Raw genomic sequence first — 21,413 nt, 5'->3', positions numbered from 1 at the left:
GTTCCAGCTTGGCTCTCTGGCTTTAGCTTTGAAAGCCGTCTCACTCGGCAGCGGCCAATCTCGCTGCGATGACAGCAGGGTCGTTGATGAAATCCGTTCTGCGGCCTGGCTTCGACCTCCCTCGCTCGCCGACGAGCAGGGCGCATTCCTACTTTGCGGAATCAAAACATTTCTATTTTGCGGTGTGAGTTCCAGCTGAAGTGCGACAAGCAGCGAGTCAGGTTAGCGCGTTCACCGATTGGCCAACAGTATCTTCTGACGGATGACTTCGGCCGGTGTTCTGAAGCCGAGGCATTTGCGGGGCGTCGAATTGAGATGGGCGCACACCTGGTGCAGGTCTCGATGCTCTATCGACAAGGGATCGATGTCTCGCGGAAGCCATTTGCGAGTGCGGCGGTTGGTGTTTTCCACCGTGCCTGTCTGCCAAGGCGCCTGCGGGTCGCAGAACCATGTCTGACCGCCGAGACCGGCCGGAAGGTAGGGCCAGTCTTTGAACTCGGTGCCGCGGTCGAAGCTGATCGATCGGCGGGCCGAATGGGGAAGTGGACCAAGCACGTCGATCAAGCCATCCATGATCGCGCGCGACTGTCGGTCGTTGTTGCGCAGGAAGACCGTGAAGCGGCTCACCCGTTCCACCAGCGAAGTGACGTTCGCTTTGCCGAATTTCTTGCGAACTGGATCAGATCGCGTGTCCGAGCTGCTTTCTGTCGCGGACGATGTTCGGACGATGCAAAATGCTCAATTCCGGGCTAAATCGACGGCCATGACGCCGCCTTACGTGCCTCGGCCGGCGTCGGGCGCGGCTCTCCGGAACTTATTCCGCGCGATCTGCGGAAAATCGTCGAACGGTGGCGGCCGAGTTTCTCAGCAATCGCATCGACACTGACGCCAGCATGGCGCCAGCGCTCGATCTTGCGGCGTTCATCCAAATCGATCGGGGAGTAGGTGCGTTTTGCGGCAATATCCACAAGTCGCAGAATCTATCTTATGGAACTGGTGGAAATCTCTTTAAAAGCAGAGGCTTAGTTGAGATGCTGGAGCTGATACGTCTCTCTGAGAAAACTGCGATTAGGAACGTTCCTGTTCAAATTCCAGCCAAGGTGTCATGACGCAAGCTGATTAATTATCTGGGGTCCTGACGCAGTAACTGATTGTGAATGTCGCTAGCGGCGACCGCGGCATGGCCGAAGCCGACCGCAATCTGATTCAGCGCCTTCACCACATCTCCAATGGCGGAGACACCTTCCGCGCTTGTGCGCTGATGCGCGTCAACTCGAACATAGCCGTCTTCTGAGCAGTCGGCCCCCAGGTATGTAGCTAGTTCGGATCGTACGACACAGCCCATCGCGATATAGATCACTTCGAAGAGTTGTTTGCGGCCGTTCTCCAGAAGTACCTCGTATCCACTGTCCATTGGAAGGAGGCTATTTGCATTGTCCAAAATTCCTGCCTTGAAAGCAGCCGCTCGCCTCCGCGCATTGGCAGATAGACCTTCGGGACGGCTAGCCAGGACCGTGACGTTGGGCGTGTATTGCTTCAGGAATAACGCCTCCCTCATCGCGCTCTCCTCGGGGCCCATCACGGCAACGGCCTTGTCTATCACCTCATAACCGTCGCACACCGGGCACAGGCGAATGGTGCCCTTGGCGATTCCTTCGCGTATATGTGGTACATCGGGCGTGATGTCGGTAACTCCTGTCGCAAGTATTACCTGGCGTGTCGGGTACGCTTCATTCGCAGCATAAACGACGAACCCGGCTTCGACTGGGTTAATCGCCACTACCCGCTCCCGCCTCAGAACAGCGCCGTACATAGCAGCTTGCGCGGTGAGGCGCCGCAGGAGATCCTCGCCTCCAATTCCGTCGGGAAAACCCGGACAGTTGTGAGTTTTCACAATCAATTTCGCGCGGCCGTCATCCGCGTCGAATACTACGACGCTGCGGCGAAACCTTCCCAGGTAAACAGCCGCCGCCAACCCAGCCGGACCACCGCCGACGATCGCGACGTCAAAAGGCTCGTTCGACTTTAAAGCGGACATTCGCCCCCAACGACGCAACTGGTTCAATGTTCCCCGACAAAAGCCGGCTCGATCTACCTTGTGCGCGGAGGCGCCCTGATATTTCGTCAGAGCGGAAGGAATATTCTTGTTGGCGGTCCGTCGGTCTCCAATGGAGACAGCAAGGAATGTTTTATACTGACCAGAGATTGCATTCCCTGTGCGCGCCGAAACAAAGGGCCCGATCCTCCACGTGCCCTGCCGTCGCACGCGGCGTTGGGATTCTGCCTGCACCGGCGGCAATAAATAGCAACCCGCATCTGGGAACGTGTCGGTATCTCCACCGTTGATCGAAAATCAATTGAGACGCCGCCATGTACCTCTTCCAGATCTTGCTGCCCCGCGCGGACAATTCCGGAGAGCCGTTTCCCAAACAGGATTTTGACCGCATAAAGGAAGATCTGGCTTGCCGATTTGACGGCGTGACGGCCTACCTGCAGGCGCCTGCCGAGGGGCTGTGGCGGCAGGGCGAACATTCCAGGGACGACGACATCGTAGTATTCGAGGTGATGACCGGAAAAATCGATCTACAAGAATGGCGCAACTGCCGAGCCGAACTCGAGCGGCGCTTCCGCCAGCATCAAGTTGTCATTCGATATATGTTGATGGAGCTCGTCTAGGTCTCGTCATGCCATCCTTCTCGATACACAATCGTCTACGACCCGGCCGCAGAACCCTTCAGTCCGGTTCGTGTCCAGCGGGAGACGCTACGAATTCGAGGACGTGCCAACCGAGGCGTTTGCCGCATTCCGGACTGCCTTCGCCAAGGCTCGCTTCTCCCGGCATGCAACTCAGGCGCCGCGTCACCGGCTTATTGCGAACCCTGGAAACGGGATCCTTCACGTCATCTCTCCCTCGCCGAGATAGAGCAGGATCAACAGGGCTTATCGTTCCTCATCGCGGAGAGAAGTTCGCGACCACGATTAGTTGGCAACGGAAAGGACGGGGGTGCTTGGAAACCGCCCTGGAACCCCGCGGCTGCGGATTAGTGCGGATAGCCTTGTTCAGAAAAGGCGTTTTCTGAAGTACGTCAAGTTGTAGCCGCCCACGAGCAGCCTTGCCCTCCAGGCTTGTCGACGCCGCAGGCTGGCTGCGCCTCTTCGCCGACTTACGACCGGGGCTGGTCGCCCCAAGATCGGTGCCGTTTGTCTATCCGCGCCGCTTTGCAAATGAGCGCTCGGGTGTTGCTCGGCCCACGCCCGTCGAACGGAGAGGCTTGCAGCGACCGCGTGACGCGGCAAGCCTCTGGCCTTCGATTCTAGCTCTGGCGGTTGTACCAGTCGTCAACGTCCTGGCGAACGCGATCTCTTTCGATGCCGTAGCGCTCTTGTATGACGCCTTCCAGCTGATCGCGTTTTCCTGCGATTCGATCAAGGTCGTCATAGGTGAGTTTGCCCCATTGATCCTTCACCTTGCCCTTGAATTGCTTCCAGTTTCCTTCGACGCGATTCCAGTCCATGGTGACTGTCCTGTCGTGGTTGGCGAGCATCAAGAACGACAAGAGGGTACGAAGGCTCCTGCCCTGAATTATGAAGAAACGCGCTCGGTCGGTTACTTCATGACCGCCCATTCGGCAAAAGCGGGCGTGCCGCGCCGGCGCGATGCTTGGGCCATCATTGGTACCGCCGACGGCGACCAAGCACGCGTAAGAGCGTTGCTATCGGGGCTCCTTGCGAAGATTGAGGTAAGTGTCATCGAACTCGGCGGCTCGAGCCAAGCGGTCCCAGTTCGTGATAGTCACTACCTTGCGTTCCCAGGTGATGAGGTCCGCGCGGCGCAATTCCATCAGCGTTCGATTGAGATGGACGATAGAGAGGCCGATAGTATCGGCCAGCATGCTCTGAGTGACCGGAAATTCGAACGACCAGCCGCGGGTCATTCCGACAACCTCCATGCGCAGGAACATCTCACAAATGAGATGCGCCAGATGGGCCCCCGCGGACCGGCGCCCGAGGCAGGCGATCCACACCCTCTGAATGGCGGCGTCCACCGCCAATACGGTCGACAGCACGCGGAACAGGTGCTGATGGCTGTCGGTGATCCGACGAAGCGTATCATGTCCGATGAACGCCATGCGTGCCGGCGCAAGTGCAACTACATTGTGGTCCATCACGTGCAACAGGAATGCGTGCAGATCCACGAAGTCGCCAGGAATATGGAGAGCCGTTATCTGGCGGCGGCCGTCGGCAAAGGTGACGGTTCGTCCGGTGATCCCCGCGACAATAACGCAACTCTCCTTGGGCTCGGAGTGCTCCGCGACGATCTCGTCGCCGACCTCGTAGTCACGTGTCCGCCAGGGACCGTCCTCAAGTATTGCTCGATCTCCGGGTGTGATATCGTCTCGCCGCTCCAGCACTTTGAACAAGGCGGAAATGTCGGTAACTGATCTGGTCGGCAGTGTCGTCTTACCGGGCAAGCAAAACCTCCTCAATGGCGAGAGCCGCTCAGAAAAGATCAGGTCTGGCCGAACCGGGTGCAACTACCTCGTATTCAGGGATTGATCACTTCCGACATCCGTAGAGCGTCGGGCCTCATAAATCTCGTTCCTGGTGAGCTTTGTGGTAAACCCACGACCAAGCGGTATGTTCCGCGACTGTCTCGATTGGCGGCAATTCATATGCAAACCACTCGCCATAGCTCATATGCAAGGCGTTGGCGGCGTGCTGGCTAACAATCCGGAGAACATGATCCGCTGGATACGGTCAGCAAGGGACATCAATCCGCACACCGCCATGCCCTCCACCGGCATCACCGAGCAGCAAGCGCGTGACATCGCCGCCTATTTATATCCACTGCGATGATCTAGCCCTCGCCGCGCCGTGACCACAGGCCGCGCCCCCGGATCTTATCCATGACGGCCGCCAGGAAGAAGAACACGGCCAGGCAGAAGCGAACGATCAGGACGCAAATTGGTCGAACCGCAGAGAGAGCGCCGGCGATGCTCGCGATCAGACCCGTGATCCTTCATTGTCGATCGACCGATTGTAGGACTCGTCCAAGCTTAGCTCGGTGGTATGCAGCCACTCGACGCTCGGCGGTTTCTCGATGCGCGGCCGGAACCCGATCTTACGCTCGCCCCCGCGCCTTCTTCCCTTCCCGCTTTGCTCTTCGTGCCGAACTGGGCGTCCTTGCCAGGACCGATGGTGGCTATCGGCAATGCCGCCTCTGGCCCCAAAACCCATCGATCAGTTGCGGGACTTCGTCCGGTGAGTGCGACCAGAGTTGGCTCTGATGCTCAATCCCCACGTCGCCCAGATGCACCCGTGCGGTGCTAACCGGTGTGACGATGGGAAAAAATGCCGTTGAATGCCATCGCCGGACATCTGGATCCGCATCCAATCCAGGGTCGAGGACCCGTCCTTGAGTGGCAGGAAGTTTGTTGGAGTATCATGCTACGTCTCCTGAAAGGCTCGCGAGCGCCGTGCTTGCGAGCGGTCAGGGACGTTCCTTCCGAACGCGCAATCTGGATGGCTTGGACTGCCTCCGGTCTAGAGGCGAAGCGGGCGATTCGATCGACATCACTCGTCGGGGCAAGCCGGTCGCGCGGCTCATCGCCGTCGCCAAGCCGCGCAAGCCGATCGATGCCGCGCTGCTTCAATCGCTGACGGCAGCGATGCCGCCCCAGCCTCAGAGTGCCCGATCTCGTGCGGTCGATGCGGGATGGCGATCGCTATTGATTCTCTATCTCGACACGTCGCTGCTCGTCGCGGCGCTCTCCAACGAAGCGATGACGCTGCGGGTTCAGGCCTGGCTTGCGGAGCAGGACCCGCGCAGCTTCTGATCAGCGACTGGACGGTCACGGTGATGTCGTCGGCCATAGCGATCAAGCTGCGGACCGGACAGATCAGCCTGGAGCCACGCGCGGCGGCGCTCGCCATGTTCAACAAGCTCGTCGCCGAGAGCTGTGGATCGGCTCACCCCCGACGCACAGCAACGCGCCGCCGCCCAAAGAACTTGAGCAGATGACCGCCATCGCCCGGAAGTACGAAGTGGCTGAGCGTGATGCCCGCAATCGGGCTCTGGGCCGTGCTGGCCAGGAGCGCGTCGTAGCGCATGAGCGTGCCCGTCTGCTTGCCGCCGGCCGAACCGTTCTCGCCGAGCGCACCCGCTGGGTGGTGTCGCACCTGGATGATGACGGTGCCGGTTATGACATTCTGAGCTTCGCCACCAACGGCAGCAATCGGCTGATTGAGGTGAAGACGACTAATGGATGGGAGCGGACGCTGTTTCACATCACGCGCAATGAGCTGGCCGTTGCGGAGGAGCGGCGCAGTGATTGGCCGCTAGTGCGGTGGTGGAATTTTGCGCGGGAGCCGAAGGCGTTCGAATTACTGCCGCCGCTGGAGGCAAATGTGTCGCTGATGGCGACCAGCTATCAGGCGAACTTCATACAGTGGGCCGTGAGCCGTCTGTCGGCTTTCGGGGCGAAGACGTGGTAGCTGCTGTAACCACACAGGCGGGCGCGGAGGCGGTGTGAGCGGGTTGCACTGTTGGGTTGGATGACCGGTTGCGCACGCAGGCCGGCAGGGGAAAGGATCCCCTGCGGGGAGACCCCGCAACGTCCCCTTCGGCTTGGCCAGACGACGCAGACGTTCCTGTCTCGTGGCGGGGCCGACAGTGACAGCGCCAAACGATGATGATCGTACGGAATATTTGCAGATGGCCGAGAAGAAAGGCCATCTCCGCCGCCAGACCGGACGCTTTCAGGGCCGGTCAACCACCTGTTCCCCGTGCGCTTGCTGCCGTGGGATAGTTCTGCCGCGCAAGGACGGAGGAACCTGCCCGATGGCAGGATAGGCTCGCATACTTCGACGGGCTCTATGTGGAACAAAGCTGGCCAGCTGCGGTTTCGTACAGAAGCCGGCGCAGTGCAAGTTAACGCGCCGTGCTGCTGGGTCGCAGGGCCCAGCCAAGAGCCCGCTCCTCCTTCCTCCCTCAGGGGCGGGCTCTTTTCCTCAAGGCAACCGCCCGATCCTCAGTACGCGGAGGGCCACATGAAACAACTTCTCTCAGATCTGAGCGCAATGGCCGAACCCGGTTTCTGGATAGCCTTGTGTCTTTTGGTACTGCCTTACGCCGTTGGAGTATTCTTCCTGATTAAGACATGCCATTGCCTTTGATCGCCCGGCCCTGGCCACCCCCAAGCTGATCTGAATAACAACTTGATAATTCCTCGGGGGCCCACCGCCACTGGGCGGCTTGGGTCCAGCCAAGGCGTTGCGCTCACGCAAAAAAGACGGAGGCTAAATTGCATCGGCCGATGAACTTGCGCGCGAATATTTGGCCGGGCGTTTGGCTTTACACGGCTGCTCCCATTTCCGGGGAACCATAGCATGTTAGCCATTCGATAGCCGCGGCAGGCCCCGACTAGGCGGCGCTCGCCCTCAGCACCTTCCACAAAGCACTAAAGTTGCGAGTGCAGCCTGCTGGCCAGCCAGTCCGTTACCTTTTCTGCGAGGGGACGCGCTTCCCATTCGCTCAAACTGATCTGCCTTGATCGCGCAAGATCCTGGTTGAACAGGTCGATTTGCGTTTTGGCAAAATCCTGGCCGTAGACGTTTAGCGTGGCTTCATCGTTCAGGCGCAAAGAGCGCTCGTCCAGGTTGGCAGAACCAAAGCTCGTCCAGACGTCGTCAACGATCAGGAGTTTGGGATGATACATCGTTGGCTGAAACTCGAAGATCCGAACCCCGGCTTTGAGTAGGTCGCCCCAGAAGTATCGTGAGCCTTTTCGAACCAGTGGCACGTCCGTGAGGCGATTGGGCACGATCACATCGACTGCCACCCCACGCTTCCTGGCGTCCAAGATCTGCTGCAGGGCAATATCGTCAGGCACGAAATAGGCCATTCCTATGCGAAGATGATCCTTGGCGGCAGCCATCGCCGCCAACATCATCAGTTCCATGTTCTCCGAGCCGTTTGGCTGCGAAGAAAGGATCAGCTGAGCACCAAGCGCTCCTGCTGGCTCGGGTGGCGGGTAGAACTTTTCACCCTGCAATGTCTCACCGGCCGTCTCCAACCAGTTTTCCGCAAATGCCGCCTGGAAGGCAGACACTGCGGGTCCTTTGACTTGGTAGTGCGTGTCGCGCCACTCATCTGGGTTGCGGGCGTCTCCAAGCCAGTTATCGGCAATACCGACGCCGCCGGTAAACGCGACCAGTCCGTCAACGATGAGCAGCTTGCGATGGGTCCGATTGTTTATACGATCCAACGTATACCAATGGATAGGTCTATAGCGCTGAAACCGCACGCCGGCGCTTGTCATGATCTCGATCAGGTCTTCATCGAACGGCAGGCTGCCGACCCAGTCAACGAGCACACGGACCTCGACACCGTCTCGGGCTTTGGCTGCCAAGGCGGTCGCGAAATCATAACCGACGACGCCCGACCAATAGATATAGGTCTCGAAATCGATTGTAGAGCGAGCCGCATGGATCGCCTGCAGCATTGAAGGAAAGATCTCATCTCCGTTGACAAGGGTTTGTACCGAGTTTGAATCGAACAGCTGTCCTTGCGAATAACTGCTCATGCTCCTTACAAATTCGGGATCCGACGCGTCGAAACGGTGCGGGACAAGCGTTCGCAAGATGCGTGGCTCAGGCGCTAAGTTTATGGCCAGCACGGTGATCAGACTGGCGATAAGCGCGGCGGCTGCGTATCTGAGGTACGGCAATAGACGGTCCAGCTTTTGGCCAAACCTTACCGGCTTGGCGCCAGCCAGGAACGCCACGAAATCGGAAAGGCTCACCTCAATCGCCTTGCTGTTTATGGTTGCGATGGTTTTCGATTTCCTCAGGTTCTTCCTTGTCAATTCGCGTGATGTTCGACGCCGAGCTATTTGCTCGCAACATCTCATCCAGTTTGGCATGGATCGCTTGAGTGTCGCGGTGCTCTGCTCTTTGAATGAACAGCGTCATAGCCAAGTGAAGAGGGTAGCCGCCCCGTGCCAATTCAAACTTTCCCGATCGAAAACCAGCCAAAGGGCCGCGTAAGCTAGCAGCACCAGGAATGCCGCGGGGCGAGAGGGTCAGCGTGCCGATTGAGGTGAGCACACTCGTGATCGGGTGATTTGCCATCACGCAAGAACTTTCGAGCCTGACGCCGGTTCCCCCTCTGGCAAGCACTGCAACGCATGCGGGCGAGCCCAGCGCGGGCCCTCGCCCCCGCAGTGGCCGCACCGGATGTTCCATCGACGCGGCGTCGTATCATCATTTAACACTGCCTGGGCGCCTTCCCATCTTACCGTGTCGGAAGCAACAAACGACCGCTTTTCAAATCGACCAAGCAAGCCGGTCGGGCGATGGCCTGAACCAGCCGCGTTTCGACAAAGCGTTGCATCCTTCGTGCGAAATCCGCGTTGAGAGATGGATCATTGAAGGTGGTGCTCCCATGGACTCCAAACCGGCCGTTCCTCACGCCGAAACGGCTACAGCGCAAGACGCTGAAATCCTCGTGAACAAAACGGCACATTTCGTCGAGGAATGGATCGAGGAGCACAAGGTCGAAGTGCCCGCCGCAGTGCCAACCGAAATAGCTGCCGAGAGGATGGCGGATCAATGTATCTCCGATGCCGAAGGCGAAGGGATACTGGCCGACGAGATCAACGACGAAGTCGGCGACCTTAAGGAGTACATCGCCGAGACCGTGCTCGGGGAAGATGGCTCAGACAAAGATAGTCGTGAGGAACCGGCTGTCACGACGTCCTCCGAATCAGACCGTGGAGATACGAATGCCGAAATTCCGCTTTGAATTCATAGAGATCATGGCGCAACCCGCAATTCAGGCGAGATGGAAAACCTTGCTGCCGCCCAGGCGGAGGCGAAAAGAGCGGCGCAGGAAGCGATGCTCGACGGGATTGCCGCAGGTATGGATCCGATATGCTGGGTGACCAAGATCTATGATGAAGCCGGCTATCTGGTTTCTGACGATCGGGTTTCAGGATCTGGTGTCCACGCCAGCAGCCGATGGTCAGCCGGTCGACGACGAACCTGGTGTAATGCGGTCAGGCTGAGAGAGCCTCAGCCGCCGTAGCGCCCACCGAGTTTCGCTGTTGCCGTCAATGCAGCTCGGCCCAGTTGGTGCGTAATCACTCGGCTTTTTCTAAGCCGGACTGCGAGATCAACACCGGCACCGCGGAGGTTGTTGGAGAGTGAGGGGTGACAACAAGGTGATCCATCCGCAGGCGTGAGCTGCGATTGTAGCCGCCCCTAAAGGAAAAGTTCCAATAGGCATAAACGCCTTTCTCTGGATGGATCCGTCGCACAGAGTCAATCCAGCCATTCACAAGCATCTCGGCATAGGCCTGTCGACTTCTGGAAAGTAGATTGCGTATCCCAGCCAACGCGCCGGAACCACGGCATCGATCGGGCTCGAGCCGACATTGTAGTCGCTGCACAGACGGCATTCGGCTCCGTCTTGGAGCAGTGAATGACTATGGCCGATCAGCCGTTCGAACCAGCGGATCTTGCGTGCCAATTTCGAGCCGCGCAGATAAAAATGGCGGGCTGGGTCGAAGCGCAGGCCGCCTATAGAACCGGCTTTTATCGCTAGTGTAAGATGTCGACGATCTGATGGGTATCTGGATCGACAAGCACGGTCTGATCATTAATCACCGCTACCCGGTATTTGACGTTAGGAACTTCGCGCAGTTCAACTTTGTCCGGCACTGATGAGCCCAGCTTAAGCTCCACGCCCAGCAGGTTGATCGAGGCCAAGGGCTGCTTTTTCACATATTCGCGGACAACTGTCTCCTGCTCTGGCTGGACAACGACAACGTCCTGCGCAGCGGCAACGCCGATTCCAGCAACCAGCAACAACGCGGCAGTGGCGCCAGTGACATGTATTCTCATGATTTATTTCCTCTTTGTGGGCTGAGCGCAGGATGCCTCGACCCTAAGCTGAACGTGAGGAAATCAGAAACGTTCCTCTGACAGGACTTCAGTCTGACACCGGCTGAGAAAGAGCCGCGGCCGATCGGCGTCGAAGCTGAGAGGCACGAGGCCCATCGTCGATCTGAGGAACGGCGCCGGAGTGGAAAGCAGCCCGAACGGCGGGCCGACGTCGCCGGAACTGGAGCCGTCAGCGTTCGCGCGCAATCGCAGCGCAATCGTTGGCGGTTCTGCTGCGTCTGCTGGTAAGAAACCGCACGCGAGAGTCGACGCGCTGCTCTGACAGGAAAGGCTTTGCAGCGCTGCCGCTTGGGATAGATCATTTCTGCGCGACTGGGTCAGAATCCGGCGGCCAACAGTTCGATGCATCCGCTTAATACATTCCCAAGATCCGTCGGATACCGGTACTCTGATCACCAGGCGCCAAAGTGTGTGCGTTTCGGGAACTATTCCGGCTCGCAGGCTACTTCCTCTTGCGAACTACGGCTTCTGCCTGTGCCGGCGCCTTCTGAATGTTGGCGGCGCCGCCCATGTCCCCATTCTTCGTGCGCCCGGCCCCAGGGCCTGCCCCAATATCGGCACCGGTGGTTGGATCGGAAGAGGGATCCGAGAGTGTCCGCTCCGCCATCTTGGCAGCGACTTTCTTGTCTTTGGCATTGAGCTTGACCGTTGCACTCCCGTCTCCGCCATCAATGGGCATGACCTCCTCGAGATCGTCGACGCGGTCCCATTCGTCTCCCGAATTCCAGGGCCCGGTGGCGTCGCCCTCTCCTTGCGAGGTGTTGACGTAAATGCTGGCAAACTTCTCGATGCCCGGGAGCTTGCCCGACGGAAAGTTGTTTTCTATCGCATAGAGCGCTTTCTCAAACGACTTTTGGTGGGCGACCTCACGCGTCATCAGAAAACCGAGGGCTTCCTTGATGCCAGGATCATCCGTGATGTTGATCAGTCGCTCATACACGATCTTGGCGCGCGCCTCAGCCGCTATGTTGGAGCGCAAATCCACCGTGGGTTCGCCGCGGGAATCGATATACGCAGCGGTCCAGGGCACCCCGGCTGAGTCGCATAATGCGGGTGCGCCGCCGAACAAGATCGACTCTTTGGCCGTCGTGCCACTGGCACCCACCATCAAATACAACTCGGCTTCCTTCATCTGGCCCTCGGCAAGCTGTGCCTTCAGGCCTTTGTTGAGCATCGTGACGATCGACCCGACCACTTCGAGATGGCTGAGTTCCTCGGTCGCGATGTCGAGTAACATGTCTTTCCGGCCGACATCGTCCTCACCCAACCCTTGTGTGAAATAGCGCATCGCGGCGGCAAGCTCGCCATCGGCTCCGCCGAACTGCTCCATTATCATGCAAGCGAGTCGCGGGTTCGGCTCTGAAACACGTACGGTATATTGCAGTCGCTTATTGTGCATGAACATGGGGGCCCTCCAGGGTTGGCATCACCCAACCCCCGGCCACCAGGAATGTTCCCTCGTACACGGTGAACGCGATAGACCGCCAACGATTAATCGCGGGGCGCACCTTCACTGCAAGGACGCTGCGGGGAATGGCACCGACAACTACACGGCTAGCGGTGCTGCTACCTCGCCCTCGCAGAATTGCAGCAAGTAGTCCGGCAGGGGAATTGAGCTCAGGCCTAGCACTGTCCGGGCCTGAAGCTTCTCCAGATCCTGCAGCGGAGCGTGTCTAGCTTAATTCACTTCGACCGCGGTTTGGCAGTATGTCCTACGGCTCCGCCAGGTGACTATAGTTTGGATTGGACCTCGATTAGGAGGCGCCTCATCGAGGCTCAGCGTCAGCATCTGCCGACAACTGATTTTTCAAACCTACATCCTGACCGGATCCATGCTGGCCTGACACGACAAGCCGGTCGAAATTCCCGTTGCTCTGTTGATCGTACTCGTTCTCCGCAATTTCGAAGGCAGCAAGCTGAACCATCATCTGCCTCGCACGGGCAATGAGCGCGGCATCGCCCATCCCAGGATCGGAGATGGCCATGGTAACCGCGATCTTTTCGCCGCCTTCACCAAGAAACTCGACCAGGACGCCTTCTGGTCTTGCATGTACCGCCGTTTCGAGAAGCCGCATCTTCGCCTCCTGATTTTGATTAACGAAGGTAAAAGCTGTCCAAGGTGGAAGGTTCCGCCCGAACATGCAGATTCGCTTGCCATACTCGCTGGTGAGCGGCTGCTGTGCGCCCAATGAATTTCCCCGCGATTCCCTTGAGAACGATCCCTTGCCTGCATTAGGTTCAGTGAATTACCAGCCAGCCCGAGGCGACGATGAATCGTGAAGCGAGCAAAACTCTTTCATGCCGCGCCAAGAGCTGGGCGACCACACTCACCGAACACAAAAGCGTCACCGGGAGCGGGGGCGAAGCAGCGTTCGGGCCGTGGCTGGCTGCGGAACTGCGCCGGGACCGTGCCTATCGGCACGCGCAGATTTGGACGATCGAGGTTGGGCCCGGAGACGGCCGCCACTGCGTGGCAATGCTGCTGCGCGGCGCTGGTCGTTCGACGGTCTTGCTGACCGGTCACTATGATACTGTGGCAACAAGCGACTATGGCGAGTTGGAGGATCTGGCCACCCGGCCCGAGCCCTTGACATGCGTGTTGCGCGATAGCCTAGCCGAGAGCATTATCCCCGCTGAAAAGCGTGCGCACGATGACCTGGCGAGTGGCGAGTTCCTCGCTGGACGCGGACTGCTCGATATGAAGCCGGCCTGGCCGCCGGCTTGGCGGTGTGCGCAGAGTTCGCTGAAAGCGTCTATCCAGCGGGAAACCTGCTGTTCATTGCCGTGCCTGACGAGGAGAACAACTCTGCCGGCGCTCGCAGCGCAGCACAGATGCTGCCAGAGATTGCCGCCCAGCACGAGCTTGATCTCGTCGCAGGAATTAACCTCGATGCGATCGCGGATGATGGCGACGGCAGCAAGGGCCGTATCATCGCGCTTGGAACGGTCGGCAAACTGCTTCCAACCGCTTATGTCGTCGGCATGCCCGCGCATAGCGGGTTTCCGATGAATGGCCTCAACGCCGCGGCAATCGCCGCAGCCATCGCCTCGCGCCTGGAATGGGCAGTTGAACTTACGGACGACTGCGGCGCATCGCCGGGCACGCCACCGAGCCTGCTTGGCATCCGGGACGGAAAACTAGGATATGACGTCACCACGCCGGCAGCCGCCTACGTCATCGTGAACGTGCTGACTTATCGCCGCACGCCGGAGGAGGTCCTCAACCGGTTCGACAGACTATGCGCGGGGGCAGCCTCCGTGCTCCTGGCCGAACTCAAGCGTCGCGTCGTTCAACAGCATGGCGCAAGCCACACGGAATTGGACAAGGGCATTCCGCTCTTGCGGTTCGAGGCTTTGGTCGAGCGCCTCGGTCCGCTGGGCAGGGCGCGGCTGGACGCGCTGCAACCTGCGGTCGCCGCGGGTGATCTGCCCTTGCCCGAGCAATGCCGGCTGATCACCCAGAAGGCTTGGGGTCTCAGCCAATTGTCCGGACCTGCAATCGTCACCGGCTTTGGCTCCATGCCCTATTTGCCGACAAATCTATCCGAGAGTGCGGCAGCGGTCCGGCTTCGAGCCGTGGCAATGGAAGTAGCCGAAGGGGCCCCGGCACGCTACGGCACGGCGATCGGCTGCGCGGAACATTTCGCGGGGATTTCGGATATGAGTTTTTTCGGCGAGGCAGCCGAATCCTGTCTCGACGTCGTCGCCCGCAACACACCCGCATGGAAGCACACCATACGCTGGCCGTCGCAACGGGGGTTGGCCAATCTCCCGACCGTCAATATCGGCCCATGGGGCCGCGACTACCATACGCCGCTGGAGAGGCTGCACACCGGCTATGCGTTCGATATCCTGCCTCAACTCATCAGCGACGTCTGCGCCAGGTTGCTCCAGCCCCTTCCCTGACCAGCACCTCTTCAGCAGGAGGATCAACTCGGGTGTCGAGGCGCACGGCAGACACTTCGATCCCCCGCCGTGGTCGGCCGCAAGCAGAACCTTTCTGAGGCAGTTCGACCTCTTCCTCGACTTGCCTTCGCAACGGGTGGCGAAAGGGCCTTGCTTCGTCGGTTGCGCAGCTAACCGATCTTTTCGAGCGAGCTCGCGATCCAAGCTCTCGCTCTCCCCTGCCCTTGCCGACGCGATGCCGGCCCGGATTGGATTGGTAATGCGGCATGGACGTTTCGTTCGTGGACATGGCTTTCTCCTGCCTGCCTCCCTTTTTGCCGTCCCGCCCGTCCTGGCCATTGCACCGGGCGACGATCGCGCCATTTTTTCTTCCTTGACCTTGGCGATGCTGGATCTGGTCGCCGGAAGCTTGGTCGCCCTAGGTTTGTTGCCGGGTGTCTTGGCAACCGGCGGTGGGTTGAATTAGGAACACCATCAGGAAGGTGATGATAGTCGTTCCGGTGTTGATGATCAGTTGCCATGTTTCCGAGAAGCCAAAAGTCGGCCCCGAGGTAGCCCATGCAACTAAGGACTTCGCGCAAAGCGCAAAAGCCCAAGGGCGTCCGATTGCACGCGCGACGGCATTGGCCATCGCGTCGAATGTCTTTCCCATTACGTGGCCCTAAAATAATAGCCCCGGCAGTCTGCCGGAGCTATCGAATATAAGTTCGCTCAGGCAGCCTCAGCCATAGCCCGTTCGTTGACTCCGCCCTCGCCAAGTGCGTTCAGCGCCTCGTTGGTGGCAGTCTCTTCTTTCAGCGTTGCCTGAAGAAGCTTTACAGCGTCTGCCATGCCAAGCTGTTCCGCCCAAGCGACAAGGGTCCCATATCGGGCAATCTCGTAGTGCTCAACAGCTTGTGCAGCAGCCACCAGCCCGGCGTCGATCGCCGGCGCACCTTTATATTCTTCCAGGATTTCGGAGCCCTCTTCGAGAATGCCATCGATGGCCGGACACGTCTTCCCGCGCGCTGGCTTATCGAGAAGTTCGAACACTTGCTCAAGTCGCTTCACTTGACCTTCGGTTTCCATGCGGTGCTTCTCGAAAGCAGCCGAGACTTCTTCGGATTCTGCCCCCTTCGCCATTTTCGGCAATGCTTTGAGGATTTTCTTTTCAGCGTAATAAATGTCCTTCAGACCGTCGAGGAATAGATCTTCGAGGCCGTTCGCGGATACCTTCGCACTCCTATTGGTCGTCGCCATTGCTGTCTCCGTTAGATTGAGGTGCCTCATGCAGGAGGCGTGCCGATAACAAAACAGATGGCTTGAGGTTCCGATTAAGCTTCGATGTCAATTCGTCAAGCTGGCAACACAGGCAGTTCTGCTGAGGATCCATCGGGCGTGGTTCAGCTTGTCTTTGCGGCTACCCGAGCACTAGCCGCAATGACTGCGTTCATCATGCACGAAAAGGCCTTCGCTTTGACTAACTGGGAGCGGTCGTTCCCGCCGACGACCTAAGCGGCGGCATCTTACAAATTCAGTTCTTCCAATCGCGGAATTTGGTATCGGTGTTTCAAGTCCACACGGATTGGCCAATGGCCGGTCGTGGGCCAGCGAGGGTCTCTCTTTCACGAAAACCAGGCAACATCCTGTTGCCGCGTGTCAACAATTGCGGCCCGCCGCCATGTCTCTATCATGGTCTCAGAATCTATGCGGCGGTTCAGTGAGTTTTTCCGGTCGGCGCATCGGTCCACTTTCCCAGCATACGGATGGCCTTTTCCCCTGTCGAAGTATGACGTACTAAGGACCGGGACCAGCGATGGACGATCGTCAGGCTTCTCCAGTGATCGCCCAGATGTCAGTTCTTGAATTTCATCATCCCGCCGGGCAATTCGGCTTTCCAGATTGGCAATGCGCTCAGCGAGGAAATAGCGCCCGACCACAAAACCTCCGCTTCCAAATAGAACTGCGAAGCTGGCGAATGCTGTGGGGTTGCTGATGACCAGAGCTCCATTGGTCTGGAAGAAATCGATCAGGCCATCCATTTGGCAATGCTCCTAGTTGCGAGGTAATTAGTGTATTTCGAGTCGTACGGGCCACCCGTGTCGCATCTCGTGCAGAAAACCGCTCTCTCGACCGAACTGGACAAGCCACCTTTACCGTAGTGTCGGATAAATCGGCCGCCCTTCACTCGGCATGATGTGAGCAGTCTTGCACCAGGCCCGTAACATGTGCATTCGCCGAGAGCACCAAGCGAAACGTCAAGTCGTCTCAAGTGCGGTTTCTCATCCCAGTCCCAGACCTCGATCCGGAAGCTGCCGTCGCCAGTGTCCATTACCGCCCTTCCTCGCCAAGCGTGAGAAGCCATTCGACACTGCCATCCGGGATGGTGCCAATTAGCGTTCTGGCGCATGTTTGCGCTTTCCATAACCGTTCCTGCTCAGATCTCCTAAAATAGGGAATATATTCCTATCAAGTCAAGAGCTGATTGACACCCGGGCTCTCATTTTGTCCCAACACCAGCTAGCAGCGAACAGCACGAGACCGCCATGAAGAATGGACGCGACTGCGGCCGGTCATAGTTCGCAATAGCTGCTTGTCGCCCCAGGTTCCAGCGTCTCCTGTCGTGCGACCAAGCCCCTGCCGTTCATACAAACGATGTGCATTTTGGACAGTAAGCCGAACAGCAAACGGCCTCGACGGGCGTAAACCCGGTCCGGATGCCGTCGTGGTCGTTTCGCTCCTTACGTTCCACCCCGACACCGTATGTCGGTGAACGGTCACCTACGTTGCGGTTGCGGAAGTTGGAATGGCGGCAATTGCCGGCCGATCATGGAAGCGGACATTACGATGTTAGTGGTAGGACAATTTTGCCGTATCCCTAGATCGTCGAACGCAGTTCAAGCTGGTCATCGACTGCGCCGCCGCGCCTTTCGAGCCGTGCAATTCTGATTGGCGCTCCGCCACGCCCGGCTTCTCGTCAACAGCCGCTGGATAGTGTCCCTCAAAAGGATTGTACTAAAAACGAGCTCCGATCGAGCCAGCCCGAAGAAGCCTCGAAGGCCTGTGGAGGCTATGTCAGCCGATCTAGATTGCATATCCGCATGCTAACGCTTGCGCAACAAAGCCGGCACAACGTGGTGGAAGGCGATTCCCTGATTGCGGTGTTCACCCCCGGTAGTCGCTGCAAACCATGCGGCTGCAGCGCCAAGTGCGGAGCCCGCGGCCGTCGCGAAGCTGAATATGGCCCTTATGTTGGCTGAAAGGCGCACGGTCGTTTCGTTGAGTTGCGCGTCAGCGGGATTGACCACTGCATCCGCGCCTTTTCCGGCAATCATCGCAAAGAAAAACGCCGCTCCGAGTGTCGCTAGAGCCCAGACCGCGATGCCATGTATGCCATCGCGGAATTCGCTCTCATTTGCGTCGCTGTCCTCCCAGCGCGTGCGCATGCGTCCCGCTACATAACCGCCGGCTGCGGAACTTGCTACGGCCACGACGACTACCCATAGCCCGGCCGCCAGCACGTTCCAAGAAGCGCCGCCGTTGGGAAGAGTAGGAGAACCCAGCGCCAAGCCGGCACTTGATCCGAATTGCAAAAGAACCACTGAGATGGCGCAAGCGATGATCCCGCCGCCAAATATGCCCCCCCAACCAAGATAGGACGGTGCAGCCACCACCCTTGGGCTAACTGCAGGGCTTTCGGGGACTGTCTCGGCCATGATCTTACCGTAGTCCAAGGAATGACAGAACGAACAGAACGATCACGACGAGGCCTACGAGATATATTATTCCGTTCACGACGTTCTCCCCTGATTGCGAATAGACGAACAACGTGTCCAAGATGTTTTGGTTGCAAGAGAGCTGTCCCGGAAATCTGAAGGTCTGTGACAAGTGCAAAGTGTGCTGAGATCGGCACCCCCGACCACCTCTACAACCCTCGGCGTTCGACGCTGGGCTATCTGAGCCCCGTCGAATTCGAGGAGAAAGCAATGCTAGCTTAACGGCGTGGCCGAAAAACCCGCAGCAGGCCAAATAGCATGTGCTGGAAGCCCTGTCCGCTCCTACAAATCTGGTCGGCACAAACGGGACGGTTGATGAAGGGAAGGAACCGACTTCGACGCAGGCAACGAGATCTGTCTCGTTTCACGATGTTGAGCTGTGGCGGATCAGGAAATGCTATCGACCGATCGATCCACTCTGATGCGACCTGACGTCCGCTTCAATCTCATTGACTGGTCTAAGTTTGACGAAGCCACGCCCGTTGCTGAAAAGCCAGCATGCACGGGCGAGAATTCTCCTGCTGCGCAGGCGCAGCAGATCGGCATCATAAAAGATATCCAGCACCTCCTGCTTGATCTTCCGCTCCTTTTCAGGATTGCGATAGCAGCATCAAGTGGCTCACCGCCGATCGCATCGTGTAAATCCCTGTAGTCCAGCGGGAGCTGAGTGGTGGCATATTTGATCTCGCTCTCATCGCTGACGATATTGAACCACAGCGTCGGATCGAGTTCGTTGACGACGAACGACGATTCGAAGTCGCGCGATAAGTTCAGGATCTCGAACGCCTGAACGTCAACGTCGCGTTCAACCAAAAGAATCTCGGCGACCTGCTTGGCGAGCTCCGGTCCGTGCGCGCCGACGGCATTGTTCTTTCCCCCGAGTTTCGGATCGATGTGGGCCCGCCGTCATCGAGCAGCGTGTCGAATTCACCAAGGGTGGGCAAGGATCACTTCCAGGTGACCTCGCGCGTAGGCACTCGCAGCCCCCTCAACTGGACCGCCTCCGGCCGCATGCTGGTCGGCCACTTGCCGGAAGAGGAACGCCGCGCCATTTTTGCGCGCTCGGCAACGGCGTCCCCGACCGGCCGGGCCGAAACGGATGAGGAGGTGCTGGCGAGCGCGGCGGCTGCGGCGCTCGAACAACGCCTCTCGATTCAGGCCGGTGAATCCGACTTCTCGGTGGCCTGCATCGCCGCTCCCATATGCGACGGCGAGGGGGCTTGCAGGGCGACGATTTCTATCGTGGTTCCCGATATCAAGCTGAAGCAGAAGAATCCGGATCTGGTCGACCTGGTCAAAGCCAGCGCCAGGCGCATCAAATCCCGGTTGGGCTGGCGCAGCGCAAGGTGACCAACAACGGCGCCCGATCGGCATCCCACCGGCGTCCATAGTTGCTGGCAGCCGCGCCTCGACCTGGACTATACGGCAAGAAAGCGCTGCAGCAGGTCCGACTGAGCCCTGAGCTCGGCAGCGGCGGCCTCGTGGACGACATGGCAGTTGCTTAGAATATAGACGCGGCTCGCGAGCGCGAGAGTCAGCAAGGTTCTGCTCGACCAGCACGGTGGTCTGCCCTGCCAGCGCCAGTTCGCGGCAGGCGCGCACCATGAAAGGCCGGCGCGCCCTTTGCTCGAGATCCATGCACGCCTTTTAGAGGACATGCACAAGAGGCAAGCTTCGCAGGGAAATCATGGCCGACGTCCTCGAATTGAGCGTGCCACATCTTATCGCGTCTTGCAGAAGCTGCGGCGCCCAGCAGCTCATCACCAGCAATGCGCACCTCATCGAATTGACGGATCTGGCGGGCCTGCGAAGGTTAGCGCAGGACCGGCCGCTGGTGCTCGCCCCGATCCCTTTGCCGCGGCGCTAGGATTGATCCGGGCGGAGCAACCCGGATAACCGGGTTCGACGAATTAAGCTCGGTCACCGAAAATAACAGTTGCTGCCAAGTGCGAAGCGGTTGCCGATCAGCGTTCCGCAGCGTGCGCCAGCGCCGGCGAGCGGGCTCATGCCAAGCGTCGCTTGGTCGCCAGGGTCGAGTGCGGCGCCGTTGGCAGCGATCACCGCCGCCAGTCCGCCCGGACCCTCCACCGCGACTTCCATCGCTGCCACGGACCAACAGGCGAGCTGGCCCGTGCGCCCAGGGCGCAACGGCTCATTCAGCTTGCTCTTCTGAGAAGGTTGGTCACGGCAATTCGGCTAAGCGAGGCACAAAATATTCAGCGGCCGGTTTTCTGTCCTCAGGCATGCGCTTCTGAACAAGCGGCAATGGCTTGCTCCTGGACCAGCTGCCGTGATACACCCCGAGCGCTGCGGTGCCGTGCACTACGGGTTTCGCAGCGCTCCCATGAGGTAGGATTGTCGATGAAAAAGTCCGCGATTGTCGTCGCTGCAAACGACAACCGTACCGCACAGCCATCCGCTTCCCGGCGCAAATTCGTCGAAGCGGATGCAGCGCCGGCGGATTTACAGGCAGGAAGCGAAGAGCCGACAGAAGCCCGCACCCTGACAGCGTTGCAAATGTTTTGCCGCGTGGCGGGCGTCTAGATCGTCTCTGAGCCGGCTGCTTCATCCAGCCGGCATGGAACAGGCTCTAAATTGCCGACCCGCTGTATCTGGCCGCTTCCTTCCACAATGCGAGCGCAAGGGCAGGAGTCCGTCCTTTCACCGTATATTCGCGATCCCGGTAGCTTCCCGCCGCGATCCATACAGTTTTCGAACGTTGGTAGATCGTAATGCCCCGTGCGTTCGCCCGCGCGAACAGATCTGCGTCATTTCGATACATTGGTT

At 58.9% G+C, this 21,413-nt stretch carries 24 protein-coding genes and 3 pseudogenes; 11 read left to right on the top strand and 16 right to left on the bottom strand.

The genetic code is table 11. The annotated features are described in order from the left end of the window. Positions 1 to 231 precede the first annotated feature (231 nt). From LB532_RS30370 to LB532_RS25185, 3 genes are all read right to left on the bottom strand, one after another. Complete coding sequence (locus LB532_RS30370) at positions 232 to 627, bottom strand: IS30 family transposase (RefSeq protein WP_411908898.1); 396 nt, start codon at positions 625 to 627, stop codon at positions 232 to 234. A 122-nt stretch (positions 628 to 749) separates the two neighbouring features. Then, positions 750 to 968: a helix-turn-helix domain-containing protein gene (locus LB532_RS30365; RefSeq protein ID WP_411908897.1), complete on the bottom strand. Its 219-nt coding sequence runs from the start codon at positions 966 to 968 to the stop codon at positions 750 to 752. 155 nt (positions 969 to 1,123) lie between these two features. Beyond that, complete coding sequence (locus tag LB532_RS25185) at positions 1,124 to 2,038, bottom strand: NAD(P)/FAD-dependent oxidoreductase (RefSeq protein ID WP_140642178.1); 915 nt, start codon at positions 2,036 to 2,038, stop codon at positions 1,124 to 1,126. Between the two features lie 332 nt (positions 2,039 to 2,370). Between LB532_RS25185 and LB532_RS25180 the strand changes: the two genes are divergently transcribed. Further along, entirely contained in the window at positions 2,371 to 2,676 is a 306-nt protein-coding gene (locus LB532_RS25180; protein WP_140642176.1) for a hypothetical protein, read from the top strand. A gap of 638 nt (positions 2,677 to 3,314) precedes the next feature. On the opposite strand, the gene LB532_RS25170 is transcribed toward LB532_RS25180, so the two are convergent. After that, the gene (locus tag LB532_RS25170) at positions 3,315 to 3,515 is read right to left on the bottom strand and encodes a CsbD family protein (protein WP_140642174.1); all 201 of its coding nucleotides are present in this window, start codon (positions 3,513 to 3,515) and stop codon (positions 3,315 to 3,317) included. Positions 3,516 to 3,713: 198 nt separating this feature from the next. After that, positions 3,714 to 4,472: a Crp/Fnr family transcriptional regulator gene (locus LB532_RS25165; RefSeq protein WP_224557377.1), complete on the bottom strand. Its 759-nt coding sequence runs from the start codon at positions 4,470 to 4,472 to the stop codon at positions 3,714 to 3,716. Positions 4,473 to 4,638: 166 nt separating this feature from the next. Here LB532_RS25165 and LB532_RS25160 point away from each other — a divergent pair, with 166 nt between their 5' ends. From LB532_RS25160 to LB532_RS25145, 4 genes and pseudogenes are all read left to right on the top strand, one after another. Beyond that, on the top strand, positions 4,639 to 4,857 hold the full coding sequence (locus LB532_RS25160) for a c-type cytochrome (RefSeq protein ID WP_224557375.1): 219 nt from the start codon (positions 4,639 to 4,641) through the stop codon (positions 4,855 to 4,857). A gap of 662 nt (positions 4,858 to 5,519) precedes the next feature. Next, positions 5,520 to 5,733, top strand: a pseudogene (locus tag LB532_RS25155) (type II toxin-antitoxin system Phd/YefM family antitoxin). Beyond that, positions 5,733 to 5,959 (top strand): annotated as a pseudogene (locus LB532_RS25150) (type II toxin-antitoxin system VapC family toxin); the annotation flags it as partial. The pseudogenes LB532_RS25155 and LB532_RS25150, both read left to right, overlap by 1 nt. Positions 5,960 to 6,018: 59 nt before the next feature. Next, positions 6,019 to 6,495, top strand: coding sequence for a DUF3883 domain-containing protein (locus LB532_RS25145; protein ID WP_140642171.1), 477 nt, complete (start codon positions 6,019 to 6,021; stop codon positions 6,493 to 6,495). A 965-nt stretch (positions 6,496 to 7,460) separates the two neighbouring features. Here the strand turns inward: LB532_RS25145 and LB532_RS25140 are convergent. Both LB532_RS25140 and LB532_RS25135 read right to left on the bottom strand, forming a co-directional pair. Continuing rightward, positions 7,461 to 8,804: a phospholipase D-like domain-containing protein gene (locus LB532_RS25140; protein WP_224557373.1), complete on the bottom strand. Its 1,344-nt coding sequence runs from the start codon at positions 8,802 to 8,804 to the stop codon at positions 7,461 to 7,463. 1 nt (position 8,805) lies between these two features. After that, complete coding sequence (locus LB532_RS25135) at positions 8,806 to 9,132, bottom strand: low affinity iron permease family protein (RefSeq protein WP_224557370.1); 327 nt, start codon at positions 9,130 to 9,132, stop codon at positions 8,806 to 8,808. 313 nt (positions 9,133 to 9,445) lie between these two features. Here LB532_RS25135 and LB532_RS25130 point away from each other — a divergent pair, with 313 nt between their 5' ends. Both LB532_RS25130 and LB532_RS30360 read left to right on the top strand, forming a co-directional pair. After that, entirely contained in the window at positions 9,446 to 9,805 is a 360-nt protein-coding gene (locus tag LB532_RS25130; protein WP_140642170.1) for a DUF768 domain-containing protein, read from the top strand. A 39-nt stretch (positions 9,806 to 9,844) separates the two neighbouring features. Beyond that, the gene (locus LB532_RS30360) at positions 9,845 to 10,087 is read left to right on the top strand and encodes a DUF6894 family protein (RefSeq protein ID WP_411908896.1); all 243 of its coding nucleotides are present in this window, start codon (positions 9,845 to 9,847) and stop codon (positions 10,085 to 10,087) included. A 515-nt stretch (positions 10,088 to 10,602) separates the two neighbouring features. Here LB532_RS30360 and LB532_RS25125 read toward each other — a convergent pair. The 3 genes from LB532_RS25125 to LB532_RS25115 form a co-directional block, all read right to left on the bottom strand. Beyond that, positions 10,603 to 10,905 carry a DUF1236 domain-containing protein gene (locus LB532_RS25125; RefSeq protein WP_140642168.1) on the bottom strand — a complete coding sequence of 101 codons (303 nt, stop codon included), beginning with the start codon at positions 10,903 to 10,905 and terminating at the stop codon, positions 10,603 to 10,605. A gap of 502 nt (positions 10,906 to 11,407) precedes the next feature. After that, positions 11,408 to 12,370, bottom strand: coding sequence for a manganese catalase family protein (locus LB532_RS25120; RefSeq protein ID WP_140642166.1), 963 nt, complete (start codon positions 12,368 to 12,370; stop codon positions 11,408 to 11,410). A gap of 361 nt (positions 12,371 to 12,731) precedes the next feature. Continuing rightward, positions 12,732 to 13,154, bottom strand: a complete 423-nt coding sequence (locus LB532_RS25115; RefSeq protein WP_140642162.1) for a hypothetical protein — start codon at positions 13,152 to 13,154, stop codon at positions 12,732 to 12,734. A gap of 520 nt (positions 13,155 to 13,674) precedes the next feature. Between LB532_RS25115 and LB532_RS25110 the strand changes: the two genes are divergently transcribed. Continuing rightward, complete coding sequence (locus LB532_RS25110; RefSeq protein ID WP_348641699.1) at positions 13,675 to 14,871, top strand: hypothetical protein; 1,197 nt, start codon at positions 13,675 to 13,677, stop codon at positions 14,869 to 14,871. Positions 14,872 to 15,289: 418 nt separating this feature from the next. On the opposite strand, the gene LB532_RS25105 is transcribed toward LB532_RS25110, so the two are convergent. From LB532_RS25105 to LB532_RS25085, 5 genes are all read right to left on the bottom strand, one after another. Continuing rightward, positions 15,290 to 15,523 carry a low affinity iron permease family protein gene (locus LB532_RS25105; RefSeq protein ID WP_140642158.1) on the bottom strand — a complete coding sequence of 78 codons (234 nt, stop codon included), beginning with the start codon at positions 15,521 to 15,523 and terminating at the stop codon, positions 15,290 to 15,292. 59 nt (positions 15,524 to 15,582) lie between these two features. Beyond that, positions 15,583 to 16,110 carry a ferritin-like domain-containing protein gene (locus tag LB532_RS25100; protein ID WP_140642156.1) on the bottom strand — a complete coding sequence of 176 codons (528 nt, stop codon included), beginning with the start codon at positions 16,108 to 16,110 and terminating at the stop codon, positions 15,583 to 15,585. 365 nt (positions 16,111 to 16,475) lie between these two features. Next, positions 16,476 to 16,892, bottom strand: a complete 417-nt coding sequence (locus LB532_RS25095; RefSeq protein ID WP_140642154.1) for a hypothetical protein — start codon at positions 16,890 to 16,892, stop codon at positions 16,476 to 16,478. Between the two features lie 1,062 nt (positions 16,893 to 17,954). Continuing rightward, positions 17,955 to 18,566: a hypothetical protein gene (locus LB532_RS25090; protein ID WP_140642153.1), complete on the bottom strand. Its 612-nt coding sequence runs from the start codon at positions 18,564 to 18,566 to the stop codon at positions 17,955 to 17,957. 447 nt (positions 18,567 to 19,013) lie between these two features. Then, the gene (locus LB532_RS25085) at positions 19,014 to 19,439 is read right to left on the bottom strand and encodes a hypothetical protein (protein ID WP_224557368.1); all 426 of its coding nucleotides are present in this window, start codon (positions 19,437 to 19,439) and stop codon (positions 19,014 to 19,016) included. 126 nt (positions 19,440 to 19,565) lie between these two features. Between LB532_RS25085 and LB532_RS25080 the strand changes: the two are divergent. After that, a pseudogene (locus LB532_RS25080) lies at positions 19,566 to 19,976 on the top strand (IclR family transcriptional regulator C-terminal domain-containing protein); the annotation flags it as partial. 337 nt (positions 19,977 to 20,313) lie between these two features. After that, on the top strand, positions 20,314 to 20,493 hold the full coding sequence (locus LB532_RS25075) for a hypothetical protein (protein WP_140642152.1): 180 nt from the start codon (positions 20,314 to 20,316) through the stop codon (positions 20,491 to 20,493). Positions 20,494 to 20,546: 53 nt separating this feature from the next. On the opposite strand, the gene LB532_RS25070 is transcribed toward LB532_RS25075, so the two are convergent. Further along, positions 20,547 to 20,726, bottom strand: coding sequence for a hypothetical protein (locus LB532_RS25070; protein ID WP_140642150.1), 180 nt, complete (start codon positions 20,724 to 20,726; stop codon positions 20,547 to 20,549). 261 nt (positions 20,727 to 20,987) lie between these two features. Between LB532_RS25070 and LB532_RS25065 the strand changes: the two genes are divergently transcribed. Next, positions 20,988 to 21,170, top strand: coding sequence for a hypothetical protein (locus tag LB532_RS25065; RefSeq protein ID WP_140642149.1), 183 nt, complete (start codon positions 20,988 to 20,990; stop codon positions 21,168 to 21,170). Positions 21,171 to 21,413: the final 243 nt, after the last annotated feature.

This window comes from Mesorhizobium sp. ESP-6-2, from assembly GCF_020164675.1.
Lineage (GTDB): Bacteria > Pseudomonadota > Alphaproteobacteria > Rhizobiales > Rhizobiaceae > Mesorhizobium.
The sequence above is the reverse complement of the archived record's forward strand: the minus strand, read 5'-3'. Positions and strand labels throughout refer to the sequence as shown.

Bases quoted from the DNA above. Each gene is read 5' to 3' on its own strand.
- LB532_RS25185 (WP_140642178.1), bottom strand. From the start codon at position 2,038: ATGTCCGCTTTAAAGTCGAACGAGCCTTTTGACGTCGCGATCGTCGGC.
- LB532_RS25180 (WP_140642176.1), top strand. From the start codon at position 2,371: ATGTACCTCTTCCAGATCTTGCTGCCCCGCGCGGACAATTCCGGAGAG.
- LB532_RS25170 (WP_140642174.1), bottom strand. From the start codon at position 3,515: ATGGACTGGAATCGCGTCGAAGGAAACTGGAAGCAATTCAAGGGCAAG.
- LB532_RS25160 (WP_224557375.1), top strand. From the start codon at position 4,639: ATGTTCCGCGACTGTCTCGATTGGCGGCAATTCATATGCAAACCACTC.
- LB532_RS25145 (WP_140642171.1), top strand. From the start codon at position 6,019: ATGACCGCCATCGCCCGGAAGTACGAAGTGGCTGAGCGTGATGCCCGC.
- LB532_RS25135 (WP_224557370.1), bottom strand. From the start codon at position 9,132: ATGGCAAATCACCCGATCACGAGTGTGCTCACCTCAATCGGCACGCTG.
- LB532_RS25130 (WP_140642170.1), top strand. From the start codon at position 9,446: ATGGACTCCAAACCGGCCGTTCCTCACGCCGAAACGGCTACAGCGCAA.
- LB532_RS30360 (WP_411908896.1), top strand. From the start codon at position 9,845: ATGGAAAACCTTGCTGCCGCCCAGGCGGAGGCGAAAAGAGCGGCGCAG.
- LB532_RS25125 (WP_140642168.1), bottom strand. From the start codon at position 10,905: ATGAGAATACATGTCACTGGCGCCACTGCCGCGTTGTTGCTGGTTGCT.
- LB532_RS25120 (WP_140642166.1), bottom strand. From the start codon at position 12,370: ATGTTCATGCACAATAAGCGACTGCAATATACCGTACGTGTTTCAGAG.
- LB532_RS25105 (WP_140642158.1), bottom strand. From the start codon at position 15,523: ATGGGAAAGACATTCGACGCGATGGCCAATGCCGTCGCGCGTGCAATC.
- LB532_RS25100 (WP_140642156.1), bottom strand. From the start codon at position 16,110: ATGGCGACGACCAATAGGAGTGCGAAGGTATCCGCGAACGGCCTCGAA.
- LB532_RS25095 (WP_140642154.1), bottom strand. From the start codon at position 16,892: ATGGATGGCCTGATCGATTTCTTCCAGACCAATGGAGCTCTGGTCATC.
- LB532_RS25090 (WP_140642153.1), bottom strand. From the start codon at position 18,566: ATGGCCGAGACAGTCCCCGAAAGCCCTGCAGTTAGCCCAAGGGTGGTG.
- LB532_RS25075 (WP_140642152.1), top strand. From the start codon at position 20,314: ATGGCCGACGTCCTCGAATTGAGCGTGCCACATCTTATCGCGTCTTGC.
- LB532_RS25070 (WP_140642150.1), bottom strand. From the start codon at position 20,726: ATGGAAGTCGCGGTGGAGGGTCCGGGCGGACTGGCGGCGGTGATCGCT.
- LB532_RS25065 (WP_140642149.1), top strand. From the start codon at position 20,988: ATGAAAAAGTCCGCGATTGTCGTCGCTGCAAACGACAACCGTACCGCA.